Source organism: Nocardioides sp. CCNWLW216 (genome assembly GCF_037120545.1).
GTDB classification, from domain to species: domain Bacteria; phylum Actinomycetota; class Actinomycetes; order Propionibacteriales; family Nocardioidaceae; genus Nocardioides; species Nocardioides lianchengensis.
The window spans coordinates 20,726-36,762 of the sequence record NZ_JBBBBJ010000006.1; the positions used below are offsets into that span (position 1 = coordinate 20,726).

Annotated in this window: 16 protein-coding genes; 8 read left to right on the forward strand and 8 right to left on the reverse strand. The window is 72.1% G+C overall.

Going from position 1 to position 16,037, the window contains the following annotated elements; genetic code table 11:
• Positions 1–14 precede the first annotated feature (14 nt).
• Positions 15–2,795 (forward strand): PAS domain S-box protein, encoded by a 2,781-nt coding sequence (locus V7S47_RS14605; protein WP_336562233.1) that lies wholly within the window; start codon positions 15–17, stop codon positions 2,793–2,795.
• Positions 2,796–2,876: 81 nt separating this feature from the next.
• On the opposite strand, the gene leuA is transcribed toward V7S47_RS14605, so the two are convergent.
• Positions 2,877–4,586, reverse strand: coding sequence for a 2-isopropylmalate synthase (gene leuA, locus V7S47_RS14610; protein WP_090859245.1), 1,710 nt, complete (start codon positions 4,584–4,586; stop codon positions 2,877–2,879).
• Between the two features lie 258 nt (positions 4,587–4,844).
• Here leuA and V7S47_RS14615 point away from each other — a divergent pair, with 258 nt between their 5' ends.
• From V7S47_RS14615 to V7S47_RS14630, 4 genes are read left to right on the forward strand one after another with little or no spacing between them, the layout of a single operon-like run.
• On the forward strand, positions 4,845–5,459 hold the full coding sequence (locus V7S47_RS14615) for a helix-turn-helix transcriptional regulator (protein WP_336562234.1): 615 nt from the start codon (positions 4,845–4,847) through the stop codon (positions 5,457–5,459).
• 49 nt (positions 5,460–5,508) lie between these two features.
• The gene (locus V7S47_RS14620) at positions 5,509–5,661 is read left to right on the forward strand and encodes a hypothetical protein (protein WP_336562235.1); all 153 of its coding nucleotides are present in this window, start codon (positions 5,509–5,511) and stop codon (positions 5,659–5,661) included.
• The gene (locus V7S47_RS14625; RefSeq protein WP_336562236.1) at positions 5,658–6,092 is read left to right on the forward strand and encodes an SRPBCC family protein; all 435 of its coding nucleotides are present in this window, start codon (positions 5,658–5,660) and stop codon (positions 6,090–6,092) included. The genes V7S47_RS14620 and V7S47_RS14625 overlap by 4 nt, the downstream gene beginning before the upstream one ends.
• Positions 6,089–6,706, forward strand: a complete 618-nt coding sequence (locus tag V7S47_RS14630; protein ID WP_336562237.1) for a methyltransferase — start codon at positions 6,089–6,091, stop codon at positions 6,704–6,706. The genes V7S47_RS14625 and V7S47_RS14630 overlap by 4 nt, the downstream gene beginning before the upstream one ends.
• 4 nt (positions 6,707–6,710) lie before the next feature.
• Here the strand turns inward: V7S47_RS14630 and V7S47_RS14635 are convergent, their stop codons facing one another.
• A complete protein-coding gene (locus V7S47_RS14635; protein ID WP_244509462.1) occupies positions 6,711–6,926 on the reverse strand; it encodes a CDGSH iron-sulfur domain-containing protein in 216 nt (71 codons plus the stop codon).
• The gene (locus V7S47_RS14640) at positions 6,923–7,861 is read right to left on the reverse strand and encodes an iron-containing redox enzyme family protein (RefSeq protein ID WP_336562238.1); all 939 of its coding nucleotides are present in this window, start codon (positions 7,859–7,861) and stop codon (positions 6,923–6,925) included. Before V7S47_RS14640 ends, V7S47_RS14635 begins: the two co-directional genes overlap by 4 nt.
• A gap of 102 nt (positions 7,862–7,963) precedes the next feature.
• Between V7S47_RS14640 and V7S47_RS14645 the strand changes: the two genes are divergently transcribed.
• Positions 7,964–8,995, forward strand: a complete 1,032-nt coding sequence (locus V7S47_RS14645) for a YihY/virulence factor BrkB family protein (RefSeq protein WP_336562240.1) — start codon at positions 7,964–7,966, stop codon at positions 8,993–8,995.
• Positions 8,996–9,230: 235 nt separating this feature from the next.
• On the opposite strand, the gene V7S47_RS14650 is transcribed toward V7S47_RS14645, so the two are convergent.
• Genes V7S47_RS14650 through V7S47_RS14660 form a run of 3 tightly spaced genes read right to left on the reverse strand, consistent with a single transcriptional unit; the run spans position 9,231 to position 12,052 of the window.
• The gene (locus V7S47_RS14650; RefSeq protein WP_090859256.1) at positions 9,231–9,377 is read right to left on the reverse strand and encodes a DUF1059 domain-containing protein; all 147 of its coding nucleotides are present in this window, start codon (positions 9,375–9,377) and stop codon (positions 9,231–9,233) included.
• A 10-nt stretch (positions 9,378–9,387) separates the two neighbouring features.
• Positions 9,388–10,143, reverse strand: a complete 756-nt coding sequence (locus V7S47_RS14655; RefSeq protein WP_336562241.1) for a response regulator — start codon at positions 10,141–10,143, stop codon at positions 9,388–9,390.
• A 25-nt stretch (positions 10,144–10,168) separates the two neighbouring features.
• A complete protein-coding gene (locus V7S47_RS14660) occupies positions 10,169–12,052 on the reverse strand; it encodes a PAS domain S-box protein (protein WP_336562242.1) in 1,884 nt (627 codons plus the stop codon).
• Between the two features lie 129 nt (positions 12,053–12,181).
• Between V7S47_RS14660 and V7S47_RS14665 the strand changes: the two genes are divergently transcribed.
• Positions 12,182–13,000, forward strand: coding sequence for a sigma-70 family RNA polymerase sigma factor (locus V7S47_RS14665; protein WP_336562243.1), 819 nt, complete (start codon positions 12,182–12,184; stop codon positions 12,998–13,000).
• Positions 13,001–13,016: 16 nt separating this feature from the next.
• A complete protein-coding gene (locus V7S47_RS14670) occupies positions 13,017–13,502 on the forward strand; it encodes a flavodoxin family protein (RefSeq protein ID WP_336562244.1) in 486 nt (161 codons plus the stop codon).
• A 10-nt stretch (positions 13,503–13,512) separates the two neighbouring features.
• On the opposite strand, the gene V7S47_RS14675 is transcribed toward V7S47_RS14670, so the two are convergent.
• Together V7S47_RS14675 and V7S47_RS14680 are read right to left on the reverse strand one after the other, a co-directional pair.
• Positions 13,513–13,857, reverse strand: coding sequence for an STAS domain-containing protein (locus V7S47_RS14675; RefSeq protein ID WP_090859267.1), 345 nt, complete (start codon positions 13,855–13,857; stop codon positions 13,513–13,515).
• Positions 13,858–13,953: 96 nt separating this feature from the next.
• Positions 13,954–15,906 carry a SpoIIE family protein phosphatase gene (locus tag V7S47_RS14680; RefSeq protein WP_336562245.1) on the reverse strand — a complete coding sequence of 651 codons (1,953 nt, stop codon included), beginning with the start codon at positions 15,904–15,906 and terminating at the stop codon, positions 13,954–13,956.
• Positions 15,907–16,037 lie beyond the last annotated feature (131 nt).

Here is a 16,037-nt window from a genome sequence, read left to right on the forward strand (position 1 = left end):
CGACACTGTCCGGCATGCCAGCCGCAGGTCACCGGTACGTCGGCTGGCCCGTCACGCTCCTCCTGCTGGCGATCGTCGTCGGGGCCGGCGTCTCGACGGTGCTGGCCGACCCGGGTGACCCGCTCGCCCTCCGCTGGCCGGTGGCCGGCGTCGCCGCGGCCGCCCTGGTCCTTGCCCCCTCCCGTCGCTGGCCGGTCGTCACCGTCGCGGTCGCCGGCGCGGCCGGCGCCACCCAGCTCGTCGACGGCCAGGACGTTCCCATCGCCGTGGCCCTGGGCGTCGCCGCGGCGGCCGGCTCGCTCACGGGCGCGGTCGTCGTACGCCGGCGACGGGACGGGGCCGAGCCGCGCCTCGCGACGCAGGAGGACTTCGTCCGGCTGCTGCTGGCCTCGACCGCCGGCGGTGTTGTCGCCGGTGCGCTGACCACCGTGGCGGTCGCGGCGCTCGCCGACCAGACCGCCCCGCTCTCGGCCTTCGGCCGGACGTACGGCGCCCACTCCGCCTCGCTGCTCGTCACCCTGCCGCTCGCCCTGACGCTGCGTGCCCGCCGCGAGTCGGACCGCACCGGCGAGCTCCTGCTCCAGGCGGTCGCGACCGCCGCGGCGACCGCGGTGGCCTTCGCCCCCGACCAGCAGCTCGCGCTGGTCTTCCTGCCGCTGCCCCTGCTCGTCTGGGGCGCCCTCCGCTTCCCGCTGCGCACCGTCGCCGCCGAGGTGCTGCTCCTGTCCGCCGTGGTCACCGTCCTCACGGCTCGCGGCTTCGGCCCGTTCAGCGCCGCCCGCGACGCCGGCCTCGTCGACCAGGCCGGGGTGATCGGCATGTCGCAGGCGTACGTCGTCTGCGCCGCCGTGCTCGCGATCCCGTTGGCCGTCGCGGTCCAGCAGCGCGCCCAGCTGCTCCAGCGCGTCTCCGCCGACGAGCGGCTCTTCCGGCGCAACTTCACCGAGTCCCTGGTCGGCATGGTCCTGATGCGCCAGCACGAGCAGGAGCTCACGATCGTCGACGCCAACGAGACCGCCGCCCGGATCCTCGGCAGCGACCGGGACTCGCTGGTCGGACGGGCGCTGGAGTCGCAGCTCACCGTGGAGGGCAGCACCCCGGCGCTGATCACCCGGGCCCGGCAGGACGGACCCCACGGCTGGCGCAGCCACGCCGAGGTCGCGGCCCGGCCCGGCAGCCGCGTCGAGGTCGCGGTCTCCCTGCTCTCCGAGGACGACGGCGCCCCGGTCTGGTCGGCCCAGCTGCTCGACGTGACCGCCGAGCACGACGCCCGCCGTCGCCACGAGACCGCCGAGAAGCTCACCAGCGCCACGCTCGACACCACCGCCTGCATCATCCTGGTCACCGAGCTCGACGGCCGGATCGTCCGGGTGAACGCGGCGACCACCGACATCACCGGCTACCCCGCGTCGGAGCTGGTGGGGCGCCGGGTCTGGGAGACCGCGCTCGACCCCGCCGACGAGGGCGAGGTCGAGGCGCTGTTCGTGTGGCCCAACCGCTCGGGGGTCCCGGTCTCGCGCGAGCGCGCCCTGGTCGGCCGGGACGGCGAGAAGCTGCGCATCGTGTGGAGCAACAACGTCGTCCGCGACGAGACCGGCACCCCGGCGTACGCCGTGATGACCGGCATCGACGTGACCGCCGAGCGCGCGGCCTCCGGCCTGGTCGACCACCTGATGCGGGCGTCGTTCACCACCGCGCTGGTGGGCATCGACCCCGCGGGCCGGGTGAGGGTCTTCAACTCCGGGGCCCAGCACATGCTCGGCTACGAGCCGGCGGAGATCGTCGGCCAGCCGTTCACCCGCCTCCTCGACGCCGAGGAGCTGCTGGCCCGCACCGGCGCCGCCAGCGTCACGGAGGCGTACGACGCCCTGGTGGCCGGCGTCGGCTCGGACGGCGAGTCACGCGCCCGCGACTGGACCTGGGTCGCGCGGTCCGGCCACCGCCAGACCGTGTCGATGACCCTCAGCGCCGCCGAGGACGCCTTCGCCTCCCAGGTCGGCCTGCTCTGCGTGGGTCGCGACGTGACCGACCAGCGGCAGGGCCAGGAGATGCTGGTCGCCGCCTTGGAGAAGGAGCGGACCGCGGTCGACCGGCTGCGCCACCTCGACCGCGCGAAGGACGAGTTCGTCTCGACGGTCTCCCACGAGCTGCGCACCCCGATCACCAGCATCGTCGGCTACACCGAGATGCTCAGTGACGGCTCGATGGTCGACCCCGACCCCGCTCAGGTGCCGTTGCTCGACACGATCGCCCGCAACGGCCAGCGGCTGATCGTGATCTGCAACGACCTGCTGCTGCTCTCCGGGCTGGACTCCGACAACCTGCAGTGGCGTCAGGAGCCGGTCGACCTCGCCGACATCCTCGGCCCGGTCGAGGAGTCGGTGCGGCCGTTGCTGGTCGGGCGCGATCTCGACGTCAGCTTCGCCGCCCCCGGCGGGCCGGTCCCCGTCCTCGGCGACCGCTCCCAGCTCGACCGGGTGCTGCTCAACCTGCTCAGCAACGCCGTGAAGTTCACCGACGACGGCGGCAGCGTGCGCTGCCGACTCGAGTCGGACCGCCGCGACGCGATCATCACCATCCGCGACACCGGCATGGGCATCCCGGTGGAGGAGCAGGACGGGCTGTTCCAGAAGTTCTTCCGCAGCTCGACGGCCCAGAAGCGCGCCATCCAGGGCACCGGCCTGGGCCTCTCGATCGTCGCTGCGATCGTCGAGGGCCACGGTGGCCGGATCTCCGTCGAGTCCGCCCACCTCGCCGGCACCACCTTCACCGTCCGCCTCCCCCTCGCCCCCTGACCCCGGTGGACAAGCTCGCCGAGTCGGCGCACAGGTGCGCCGACTCGGCGATCCGGAGGGGGTTTCCTGTGGAGAGGACGGTCAGGCGCGGCGGTTGACGGCGCTGATGACGGCCTTGAGGCTCGCGGTGACGATGTTGGCGTCGACGCCGACGCCCCAGAGGATCTCGTCGCCCACGGCGCACTCGACGTACGCCGCCGCGAGGGCGTCGCCTCCCGACGACAGGGCGTGTTCTGCGTAGTCGAGGACCCGGACGTCGAAGTCGTTCGGGAGCTCGTTGATCGCGCTGACGAACGCGGCGATCGGACCGTTGCCGGTGCCCTCGAGGGTGCGGATCTCGCCGTCGACGTAGACGTTGACGGTGAGCGCGTCCTTCTCGCCCGCGGCCGAGGAGGTGTGCACCGAGTTGAGCTTCAGCGGCGTCTCGCGGTCGAGGTACTCACCCCGGAAGATGCTCCAGATGTCGGCGGGGGTGACCTCGCCGCCCTCGGCGTCGGTGTGCTGCTGGATGACCCGGCTGAACTCGATCTGCGCACGACGCGGCAGGTCGAGCTTGTGCTCGGCCTTCAGCACGTAGGCGACGCCGCCCTTGCCGGACTGGCTGTTCACGCGGATCACGGCCTCGTAGGTACGACCGACGTCCTTCGGGTCGATCGGGAGGTACGGCGCCTCCCAGGCGATCTGGCCGACGGGGATGCCCTGCTCGGCGGCCTGCCGCTCGAGGTCCTCCAGGCCCTTCTTGATCGCGTCCTGGTGGGAGCCGGAGAAGGCCGTGTAGACCAGGTCGCCCGCGTAGGGGTGGCGCGGGTGGACCGGCAGCTGCGTGCAGTACTCGACGGTACGACGGATCTCGTCGATGTCGCCGAAGTTGATCATCGGGTCGACGCCCTGGCTGAAGAGGTTCATGCCGAGCGTGACCAGGCAGACGTTGCCGGTGCGCTCGCCGTGGCCGAAGAGGCAGCCCTCGACCCGGTCGGCGCCGGCCATCATCGCGAGCTCGGTCGCGGCGACCGCCGTACCGCGGTCGTTGTGGGGGTGCAGGGAGATGACGGTGTTCTCGCGCCGGGTCAGCTGACGGGAGAACCACTCGATCTGGTCGGCGTAGACGTTCGGCGTCGCGGACTCGACGGTCGCGGGCAGGTTGAGGATGATCTCGCGACCGTCCTCGGGCTGCCACACGTCGGAGACGGCCTCGCAGACCTCGAGCGAGAACGGCAGCTCGGTGGAGGTGAAGATCTCGGGGCTGTACTCGTAGCCGATGACCGTCGTGTCGAGGAGGTTCTCGACGTGCTTCATCACCAGCTGCGTGCCCCGGACCGCGATGTCCTTGATCTCGTCCTTGCTGGCCCGGAACACCACCCGCCGGAAGAGCGGCGCGACCGCGTTGTAGAGGTGGATGTTCGCCCTCGGTACGCCGACCAGCGACTGCACGCTGCGCTCGATCAGGTCCTCGCGGGCCTGGGTCAGCACCGAGATCGTCACGTCGTCCGGGACGTGGTCGCCCTCGATCAGCTGGCGCACGAAGGAGAAGTCGGTCTCGGAGGCGGCCGGGAAGCCGACCTCGATCTCCTTGTAGCCCATCTTCACGAGCAGCTCGAACATCTTCATCTTGCGCGCGGGGCTCATCGGGTCGATCAGCGCCTGGTTGCCGTCGCGCAGGTCGGTGGAGAGCCAGCGCGGGGCCTCGGTGATGACCTTCGACGGCCAGGTGCGGTCGGGCAGGTCGATGGGCGGGAAGGCCCGGTAGCGCTCGTGCGGCATGCCGCCGGTCTGCTGCTGCGGAATGGTCATGGAAGGTCCTCGTTGACTGGTTGCTGGGAGCCGGTCGCGCAGCACTCACCCGCAGCGAGGGGGCCCGGCGTTCAGACCTCGCTGCGGCAGCGAAGGAGGAGCAGTCGCGTCATGACCTCTCGAGGGTAGCCCACGGCCGTTGTGGGCGGGCGCCCGGGTCGAGAAAGGGCAGGTCAGGGAGCACAAGTTCGAAAATCATCCCTAAGGGTGAGGCTTCTGGAACGGGTCCAGAAGCCGCGCCACATTAGGTTCGGGGACATGACGTCGACCGCCTCCGAGCGCGCCGTGCTCGGGCCCGTGCGGCTCGGCGTGCTGGCCGAGACCGAGCTCGTGGCCACCGGCCTCGCGGGCATGCTCGGCCCCCACGGTGACCGCGTCGAGCTGGCCTTCCTGGACGAGCTCACGACCTCGACCGACGGTCTCGACGTGATCCTCATCGACCCGGTGATGCGTGATGTCGAGGCCCGCGAGCACGTGGAGCAGGTCACGAGCCTGGGCGCGGCCCGAGTGCTCGTCTACACCTGGAACACCCGCGCCGCGGGCCTCCGCGACGTCCTGGAGGCCGGCGCGCACGGCATCGTCGCGAAGTCGTCGACGACCCGAGAGCTGCTCGCGGCCGTCGAGGCCGCCCACCGGGGCGAGTCGGTCGAGACCCGCTCCCCCGAGCTCCAGCTGTTCCCGATGCTCAGCCAGCGCGAGTCCGACGTGCTCCGGCTGATCTGCCGCGGGATGAGCAACCTGGAGATCGCGGCCGAGCTCTACGTCAGCGTCAACTCGGTGAAGACCTACATCCGGCAGGTCTACCAGAAGACCGGCGTCACCCGGCGCACCCAGGCGGTCGCCTGGGCGCACCGCCAGGGCTACTCCCACTGACCACCCCTCCGGGCGGCGTGCGGCGCGACCCCCCGGGTACTCGGGAGGCATGAAGCTCTCCAACCGCGCCGCGGCCGGCTGGGCGATCGCGGTGTTCGTCGTCATCGGCCTGGTCCTGCTCCTGATCGGGGTCCTCGAGGGCAGTGACACCGGCTCCCAGCAGAAGCCTCCCGTCAACCGAAGCATGGGGTCCGTCCGATGAGCCGCAACACCCGCCTGATCCACGCCACGCCCGACGAGGTCTGGTCCGTGCTGGCCGACGGCTGGCTCTACCCGCTCTGGGTGGTCGGTGCGTCCCGCATGCGCGAGGTCGACGACCACTGGCCGGAGGTGGGCGCCCAGCTGCACCACTCGGTCGGATCCTGGCCGCTCCTGATCGACGACACGACCGAGGTGCTGGAGGCGGTCCCCGGCTCGCTGCTCAGGGTCCGGGCCCGCGCCTGGCCCGGTGGCGAGGCCGAGGTCCTCGTCCGGCTGGAGGCGTCGGGCTCCGAGACCGAGGTGGTCATCGAGGAGGACGCCGTCACCGGTCCGGGCCGGCTGGTTCCGAAGCCGCTGCGCGACGTACCCCTCGCGTGGCGCAACGTCGAGACGCTGCGCCGGCTGGCCTACGTCGCGGAGCGGCGGCCGTGAGCGAGCACGTCGCCGAGTTCGGCACCCTGGAGATCCAGTACGACGAGCGCGTGCTGCGGCCGCGCGCGTGGACCGCCGCCCAGTCGGTGTGGGGCGCGGAGCTGCTGCGCTCCGGCCCGGACGGTCCGGTCCTAGAGCTGTGCTGCGGGGCCGGCCAGATCGGGCTGCTCGCCGTCGCCCACGAGCCCCGACCGCTGGTCTGCGTCGACCTGAACCCGGTCGCCTGTCGCTTCACCCACCGCAACGCCGTGTCCGCGGGGCTGGGTGAGCTGGTCGAGGTCCGTGAGGGGGCGATCGACGCCGTCCTCCACCCCGGCGACCGGTTCGCGCTGGTCCTCGCCGACCCGCCCTGGGTACGACGGACCGACACCGGTCGGTTCCCCGAGGACCCGCTGCTGGCCATCGACGGTGGCGACGACGGACTCGACGTGGCATGGCTCTGCGTCGCCGCGGCGTCGCAGCACCTGATGGCCGGCGGGTCGGCGCTGCTCCAGCTCGGCAGCCCCCAACAGGCGGACACGATCGGCGCCGGGCTCGCGTCGTACGGCGACCTGCGACTGGGCGAGGTGCGCTCCTACGAGCGGGGCGTCGTCGCCCGCCTGGAGAAGCCCTGAGCGCCTAGGCCGGCCGCAGCTTGGCCGGCAAGACCTGGTGGGTGCCGTCGCACCACGGCTTGGTCTGCGACTTCCCGCACCGGCAGACCGCGGAGACGGGCCGGGTGGTCCGGTGCGCGACGCCGTCGGAATCCTGGACCACGTGGTCGCCGCGCAGCAGCATGGGACCGCCCGGGCAGAGGACGACGTCGGGATGGTCGTAGCTCTCCGCCTCGCTCACGCCACACCCCACTCCGCGAGCTGACGCCGGGCGAACCGGTCCTCCAGGTCGAGGCAGGTGAACGCGCCCAGGAACACGTCGCTGGCGAGCGACGGCTCGGCGGCCACCAGGGCGCCGCAGATGCTCCGCGCGGCGAGCTGCTCGTGCACCGCGTCCGCCTCCACGTGCTCGGCGTAGTAGGCCACCATCGCGTCGGCCAGGCCGAGCCGTTGCAGACCCTGGGCCATCCGGCGCGACGGCATCGAGCTGGTCATCTCGAAGGCGGCCAGGTGCCCGAGGGCCGCGCCTCGGAGCCGTCGGTGCAACCCGAAGAGGGACATGACGTTGTTCTGCTCGAGGATCTCCGACGGGACGTCGTCGATGTAGGCCCCGTAGTCGGCGCGCAGCCCGAGCGCATCCATGCCGAGCGCCCACAGGTGGCTGTGCAGCCGGTTCGGGTCGCCGTCGCCGTACTCGTCGAACTGCAGCTCCATCAGCGCGGCCTTGGGCCCGGTGGACAGTCGCGGGACCACCCAGGCCGTCGGGTCGGCCTCCTTGGCGTGGTAGATCGATCGCACCCGGAAGAGCTCCAGGACCTGCTCCTCGTCCGCCTGCGACTGCACGTGCTTCGCCAGCGAGGGCCCGTCGTGCGCCGCGACGTACGCGAACAGCTCCTCGCCCACGTCGCCCGTCGGCGTGTACGGCGTCCATCGCGACCGCAGCCGGTCCTCCAGGTCCTGCTCGAGCTCGCGGCGGACCCCCAGCAGGCCGGGGTGCCACTCCAGCGCGTCGTCGACGTCGTCGAACCCGCGGTAGTGCAGCTCGTAGAGCGTCCAGAGCGCGATCGCCGCGTCCTCGGCGGACCCGGCGTCCGGGACGTCCACCCGGTCCGGACCCGTCGCCAGCGCCTCGTTGACGGCCGCGCTCAGGGGACCGCGGGCCTTGGGGGTCAGCATGTCCGAGCGGTACCCGGGCCCTCGCGCGCACACGCGAACCCGAAAGGGTGAGCACGCGCGGCCGGCCGCATCAGAGCAGGAGACGTCGGGCACCGCCCGGACATGAGCCCCACCGAGCAGGACCCCGACGAAGGCAAGGTCGAGTCCCCCACCGACCTCGACAAGCGGTCGTGGACGTACGTCGCCGGCAAGACCGTGCGCGAGTTCGGCGACGACCAGTGCACCGACCTGGCCGCCGCCCTGACCTACTACGCCGTGCTCGCCCTCTTCCCCGCCGCCATCGCGCTGACCTCGCTCCTCGGCCTGGTCGGCCAGGGCACCAAGGCCGTCGACGAGGTGCTGGGGATCCTCGGTGACCTCGGCGCCGGCGGCATCGTCGACAGCATCGGCCCCACCCTCCGCGAGCTCAGTGCCTCGCAGGGCGCCGGTCTGGCCCTCGTCCTCGGGATCGCCGGCGCCATGTGGTCGGCGAGCGGGTACGTCGGCGCCTTCGGGCGGGCGATGAACCGCGTCTACGAGGTCGGCGAGGGTCGCCCGATCTGGAAGCTCCGTCCGGTGATGCTGATGCTCACCGTCGTGCTCGTCGTCCTGGCGGCAGCGGTGCTGCTCGCTCTGGTCCTGACCGGACCCGTGGCCGAGTCCGTCGGCAACGCGGTCGGTCTCGGGTCCACCACCGTGCTCGTCTGGCAGATCGCCAAGTGGCCGTTGCTGCTCGCCGTGGTCGTGCTGATGGTCGCCCTGCTCTACTACGCGACGCCCAACGTGAAGCAGCCGAGGTTCCGCTGGGTCAGCGTCGGCGCCGCGCTGGCCATCCTGACGTGGATCGTGCTCTCGGTCGCTTTCGGGTTCTACGTCGCCAACTTCTCGTCCTACGACAAGACGTACGGCGCCCTCGGCGGAGTGATCGCCTTCCTCTTATGGCTGTGGCTCACCAACCTGGCCCTGCTCTTCGGCGCCGAGCTCGACGCGGAGCTGGAGCGCGGTCGCGAACTGCAGTCCGGGATCGCGGCCGAGGAGACCATCCAGCTGCCGCCCCGCGACACCCGCAAGATCGACAAGGCCCGGGACAAGGAGGCCGAGGACGTCCGGCGCGGCCGGGACATCCGTCGACACCACGGAAGCCCGCCCGCATGATCTGCCTGCTGCGCGGTTCCCTGTTCGGTCCCGACGGGCACAGGTCGGAAGGACCAACGGTCTGGCGGCTCCTGCCCCGCTGAGGGGTACGGACACGAATCCGCCCCCGTCCTGGAGCTGCGTGAGTCCGTGACGGGGGCGGATCGTGTTCCTGGTCCTCAGGTGCCCGACCCGTCTCCCGGCAAACTCACATCCGATGTAGTTCACCCTCTCGGGTGACGCTCGGAGCGAGGGGTCAAAGAGCCATGAACAGGATCATGTCGCGGTCGTACTCGCGCCCGGGGTGCTCGGCGGCCAGGTGCTCCTGGGCGAGGGTGACGAGCTCGTCCTCGTCCTTGCCGACGATCGTGGTCCCGCAGGGGCAGGTCAGCCTGGTCTTCACGCTCGGGAGCCTACGCCGACGCAGCGACGCCGTGGGCGAGCTCGGCCCAGACGACCTTGCCCTCCCGGGTCTGCTCGAGGCCCCACGACACCGACAGCGCGGAGACCAGGAGCAGGCCCCGACCACCCTCCCGCGTCGGGCTGGCCGACTGCGGCTCGGGGGTCCCCGCCCCGCCGTCCCGCACCTCGATCCGGATCGTGCTGGGGTTGTGATAGATCCGCACCTGGTACGACGACCGCGCGTGGTTGAGGGCGTTCGTGGCCAGCTCGCTGACGACCAGGGACGCTTCGTCGTCGAGGTGGGCGAGGTCCCACTGGGCGAGAGTCCGCCGGACCAGCGACCGTGCCTCGCGCACGCTGCCGAGGTCCTGGGGCAGATCGAGCACGGCCACGGCCCGCTGCGGGCGCACCACCGAGACCAGGAGGTCGACGAGGTAGTCGAGGTCGTCGTTCTTCAACACGTAGCCGGCCGCCCGCTCCTCGTACCAGGAACGGTCGTCGGGATCGGCGCCCGAGAACACCACGACCTTCGTGGCAGGCGCGGCCTCGCGCACCTGGGTGAGCACGTCGCGCCCGGCCAGGTCGGGCAGCCCGAGGTCGAGCACGACGACGTCGGGCTGCAGCGCGGTCACCAGCTCCACCGCCTGAGCGGCCGTCGACGCCTCCCCGCTGAGCTCGAAGCCGCCCCGGAACCGGAGTGCCGTGCGCACCAGGCGGCGAACGTCGACCGCGTCGTCGACGAGCAGCACCCGGATCGGGATCTCCACCTCGGCATCGTCCGTCACGGGCGCCTCACCACGACTCCGAGGAGTCGGCGGTCGGTGCAGCCGGCAGGGTGAGCACGAAGGCCCGGTCCCCCGCGTCGTACGACGCGTCTCCGCCCTGGGCCCGGGCCAGCTCGCGGACGATGTGGAGGCCCAGGCCCGTACCGCCACTGCTCGCCGTGGCGAACCGCTCGAACAGTCGCGACCGCATCTCGGGGGCCACCCCGTCCCCGGAGTCGCGCACGACGAGGTCGACGAGGTCGCCGTGCGGGCGTACGTCGACGTGGATCGGCGAGCGACCGTGGCGCAGCGCGTTGGTCAGCAGGTTGTCCATCGCCTGCGTCAGCCTTCCGGGGTCGGCGAAGATCGTGGCGTCCCTGTCCCCATCAACGAGCACCTCCGCCTGAGGATGCGCCTTCAGCAGCGTCGTCGCAAGCACGGACACGTGCTGTCGGACGGAGATCTGCTCGGGCCGCAGGTCGAGCGAGCCCGCCTGGAGCCGAGACGTGGTGAGGAGGTCCGTGAGCAGACGGTTGAGCTGCCCGGCGCTGGAGCTCATCCCGACCAGGAACTCGTCGCGCTCGCTCTCGGACAGCTCCGCCCAGTGCCGGTGCAGCGTCTCCGCTGACATCGCCAGCACCCCCACCGGACCTCGCAGCTCGTGGGCGGTGACGGCGAGGAACTGGGCCTGGTCGTCGGCCACCCGCTGCAGGGTCTCGTTGGCCGACTCCAGGGCCTCGGCGGCGTGCAGCCGCTCGGTCACGTCGCGCGTCACTTTCGCGAACCCGAGGTGTCGGCCGGTCTCGTCGCGCACGGTGGTGAGGGTGACCTGGGCCCAGAACCGGCTGCCGTCCTTGCGGATCCGCCAGCCCTCCTCCTCGTAGCGCCCGTCCCGCAGCGCCATCTCCAGCTCGTGCTCGGGATGCCGGGCCTCCTGGACCTCGGGCGGGTAGAACACCCGGAAGTGCTGACCGACGATGTCGTCGGCGTGGTAGCCCGAGGTGCGCTGGGCACCGATGTTCCAGCTGGCGACCCGACCGTCCGGGTCCAGCATGAAGATCGCGTAGTCCGCGACCGTCTCGACCAGCAGGCGGAAGCGCTGCTCGCTCTGCCGCAGCCGTCGCTCGGCCCCGCGCTGCGTGCTGACGTCCTGCGCCTGGAGGAAGAGGTAGAGGGGCGCACGCGCGGCATCACGCACAGGCGTCACCGTGGCCAGCAGGGTGAGGCCCGGGCGACCGGTGACCGTGTGCTCGACCTGGACGGCGTCCTCGCCCCCGGCCACGATCCGATCCAGCACCGGGACCAGGCCCTGCGCCTGGCCGTCCATCAGCTCGGTGTAGTCGAGACCGACGAGCTCGCCCATGGTCCGCCCCGCGACCCGGGCGAGGCTCCGGTTGGCCCGGACCACCCGACCGGCGAGGGTCAGCGTCGCCATCCCGATCGCGGCGTCCTCGAAGACCTCGCGGAACCGCTCGACGTGGGCCTCGATGACCGGCTCGCCCGGCCCGGGGGCGGGAGGCCGGTCCGGCTCCGGGTTCTTGCCGTGCAGCACCGAGATCAGGTCGTCGACGAGGTTGCCCAGGGAGCCCGACTTCTGCAGGTAGGCCGCAGCACCCAGCACCCGCGCCTGGGCCTCCAGACCCTGCTCCTCGAAGCCGCTGTACATCACCACGACGGTCTCCGGCGACGCCACGCGGATGCCGCGCAGGGCCTGGAGTCCGTCCATCCCGGGCATCGACACGTCGAGCAGCAGCAGGTCGGGCCGGTGCAGGGAGACCAGGTCGATGGCCTCCTGGCCGTCGGCACCCTCGGCCAGCACCACGAGGCGTCGGGAGAGCATGATCCGGGTACGGAGAAGTCGGCGTACGTCGGCGGCGTCGTCCACGATGACGATGGTCGGCACCGGGCTCATGGGCGCAGAACGTACCGGAGCCGAGCGACCAGCGCGTGTCTGGACCGGCCTGCGGCCCGAGTCACCCATGAGGGTGAAGTTTCCCTGGTTGGAGTTTCAACTGTGCGACTCACGGGGCAGGAGGACCTCATGACCACTGGAGCGCTCCACCGCGAAACCCCCGACGACGTCCGGCGCGAGAAGACCGCTTCCCTGCTCGCGGAGGCCGCGACCTGCTCCGACGAGCGGCGTACCCAGGTGCTCGACGAGGTCGTGGTGCTCAACCTCCAGGTCGCGCACGCCGTCGCCCGCCGGTTCCGCAACCGGGGCGTCGCCCTCGAGGACCTGGAGCAGGTGGCCGCCTGCGCGCTGGTTCGCGCCGCCCGCAAGTTCGACGTCGCGCAGGAGCGCGACTTCCTCAGCTACGCCGTGCCGACCATGTCCGGCGAGCTGAAGCGCTACTTCCGCGACCACGGCTGGACCGTGCGGCCGCCGCGTCGGATCCAGGAGATCCACGCCAAGGTGCACCACCTGCGGCGCACCGGCAGCCACGACGGCTCCCCGATGCCGGCCGCCGACATCGCGGCCGAGCTCGACGTTCCCGTCTCCGACGTCCTGGAGGCGCTCGAGGCCCGCGGCTGCTTCCAGCCCGCCTCGCTCGACCACCCCGTGCGCGAGGAGGGCGACGTCACCGTCGGTGACCTGCTCACCCTCGACGACGAGGCGGACCGCGAGGCCCTCGAGGCCCGCGTGATGCTCCAGCCCGTGATGCGTCAGCTCTCCGAGCGCGACCGGCGGATCCTGCACCTCCGCTTCGCCGAGGACTGCACCCAGCAGCAGATCGGCGAGGAGCTGGGCGTCACCCAGATGCAGGTCTCGCGGCTCCTCAACCGGATCCTCGGCCAGATGCGCGACGACCTCACGGCGGACGTCCCCCAGGGCGTCGACCTGGCCTCCTCGGTGCGCTGACCTCCCTCCTCGACCCGTGGCCCGGCTGCTGGTCGTCCATCACTCCCCGACGGCGTCGGTCAGTTCTCTGACCGACGCCGTCGTGGCAGGTGCCCAGGACGACGTGATCGAGGGAGTCGAGGTCGTGGTCCGACCGGCCCTGGAGGCCACGGCGGACGACGTGCTCGCCGCCGACGGCTACCTGCTCGGTACGCCGGCGAACTTCGGGTACATGAGCGGCGCGCTCAAGCACTTCTTCGACACGGTCTTCCTGGAGACCGGCGGGTCGTTGTCGGACGACGGCTCGGCCACGGGTGGCAGCGGCGGCCGGAAGCCGTTCGGCCTCTACGTCCACGGTCGGTACGACACGACCGGGGCGGTGCGCTCGGTCCTCGCGATCGTCGGCGCCCTGGGCTGGCGCCAGTCGGCCGAGATCCTGGAGGTCGTCGGCGACATCGGCCCCGAACAGCACGAAGCCGCCTACGGCCTGGGAGGCACCGTGGCGGCTCTGCTCACGCGGTGAGGTGGGCGGGTCAGGCGACGACCGGGTTGTCGGGCGGGGTGTTCTCCTCGTCGACGGTCTCGCGGTAGGGCAGCGCACAGACCATGAGGACGCGCTGGGCGATGGTGCCCGGAGCGGCGACCAGGGACAGCGAGGCGCCGTTCTGCTCGCTGGAGCGCATCGCCGCCACCAGCACGCTCACGGCGACGCTGGGGAGGTAGTCGGCGTCGGTCAGGTCGACCGACAATGAGGTGGTGTAGTCCGCGGTCTGCTCCCGCAGGGCGTTGCGGAGCGCGATGACGGCGTACTCGTCGACGGACCCGCTGACGGTCAGGAGACCCGGGCTGGGCGTTGCCGAGAACGGCCTTTCTTCCATAGCCCGACCCTAGGCTGTCCAGACCAGGGCGTACAGCCAGGGCCCTCACCCGCCGGGGTGAAAACCTCCAGGTCCGGTGCACTTCTCGGGAAGTGCTCAGGTTGCGGGCGGTACCTCGTGGTCGGAGGCGTAGGGCAGCCGCACCAGCTCCAGGACGTGCTGGGCCGGCGAGCCGGCCGGCGCCACGAGGGTCAGGCCGGACCCGTCGTCGCGGCCCGGGATCATCTCGTCGTACAGGACCTGGACGCCGGCGCTGCCCAGGTGGGTCACGCCCCCCAGGTCGACGACGACGCCGATGGTCCCGCCCCGGGTCGCGTGGGAGAGCCGACGCCGCAACTCGTCGGCGGACCGGTGGTCGAGGGTCCCCCGCAGCCGGACGACGGCGCCGTCGTGCTCCATCTCCATCGGGGCGGAGGTGACGACCGCAGCGTGGGCGGTGCCCTTCAGCAGGTCGACCGGCGTGCTCGGTCGCTGGCGCAGCACCGCCCGGGTGCCGTGCGCGTCGTGGGTGACGTGGAGGTCGTCGGTGAAGCCGCTGGCCATCGCCAGGCCGCGACCGCGACCGCCGGCCGGCCCCGGACGCCGCCAGGTCCCGCGGTCGGCCACCTCGATCTCGACCAGTCCCCCGGGCACCAGGCAGGCCGTCACCGAGACGATCGCCTCCTGGCGCGAGCGCTCGGGCTCGTAGGCGTGCTCGACCGAGTTGCTGACCAGCTCGCCGACCGCGTGCTGCAGGGCCAGCTCGTCGATCTGGCCGACGCCGAGGTCGGCGAGCCAGTCGCCGAGGTTCTGACGAACGGCCCGCAGGGTGTCGGGGAACGCGGGCACGGTCATCTGCAGCGGCTCCGGCGGCGGAACCCGGCGCACGGCGAGCACGGTGATGTCGTCGTCGTACCCGGAGGAGGCGGTGAGCTGCTCGACGGCGGCCCGGACCAGACGCTGCACGAGGCGCTCCCCGCCGCCCGGCTCCTCCTGTCGTACGGCGTCGGCCGCCACCCGGGCCAGGTCGAGGGTGTTCTCGCCGGGCGAGCGTCCGGGCCGTTCGACCAGGCCGTCGCTGTAGAGCAGCACGATGTCGCCGACGGCGAGCCGGTGCTCGGCCAGGACGAAGGGCAGTCCCGACCCGAGGGCGCCCGAGCCCGTGACCGGGAGGTACGTCGCACCGCCGGCGGCCGAGACCACCAACGGAGGCGGGTGGCCGGCCGTGCAGTACGTCAGGGTGCCGGCCTCGGGGTCGATCAGCGCGGCGCAGACCGTCGCCGCGCGCGCTTGCGGGACCCGGCCCGCGCGCCGCTCGAGCAGCTCGAGGGCGGCCACCAGGTCGCCGTCGGGACGCACCCGCTCCTCGAAGAGCGTGCGCAGCTCGCCCATCACGACGGTGGCGCGTACGCCGTGGCCGACCACGTCGCCGACGACGACCGCGATCCGTCCGTCGGGCAGCGCGATGGCGTCGAACCAGTCGCCGCCGGCTCGGGCGCCGTCCTCGGCGAGCAGGTAGCGGGCCGCCAGCTCGACGCCCGGCGCGAGCGGGAGGCCCTCGGGCAGCAGCGCGTCGTGGAGGTCCACCAGGTTGTCGCGAGCCAGGTCGAGGCGGTGCTGCAGGTCCTGGACCTTCTGCTCCGCGCGGATGCGGAACAGCTCGCGCTCGGTCACGTCGACCGCCTGCGTCACCACGCCGTGCACGGTGCCGTCACCGGCGCGACTCGGCACCATCGAGAAGCTGAGCCAGCCGTCGACGTCGTCCCCCTCGACCGCGGGGACCCGCCACACCTGGTCGACCACCGGTCGCCCCGTCCGGAAGGTCTGCTCGGTCCAGTCGCGGATCCGTTCGGTGTCGGGGGCCTGCAGCGCCTCCGCCACGGGCTGCCCGACGCGGTCCCCGTAGACCTGTCGGGCGGCGTCGTTCAGCGCGGTGATGACCAGGTCGGGCCCCTCGCAGACGGCGAGCAGTGACGGGGCCCGCTCGAAGGCGGCGAGCACCGAGTCGGTGTCGGTGTCGGCTCCGAGCAGGTCGTCGAGCTGAGCCCTGAGCTCGTCGTCCGTGCTCACGCGCCGCTCCCTCCCTGGTCCGCTGGTCGTCTGCTGAATCCTGCCCGAACGGATCTCCCTCGGGCCCGTCGGGCGGTCGCCCTGAGGTAACCCTTGGTCGCCCCGGGGAAACGCGCCACCCGATCGGGTGG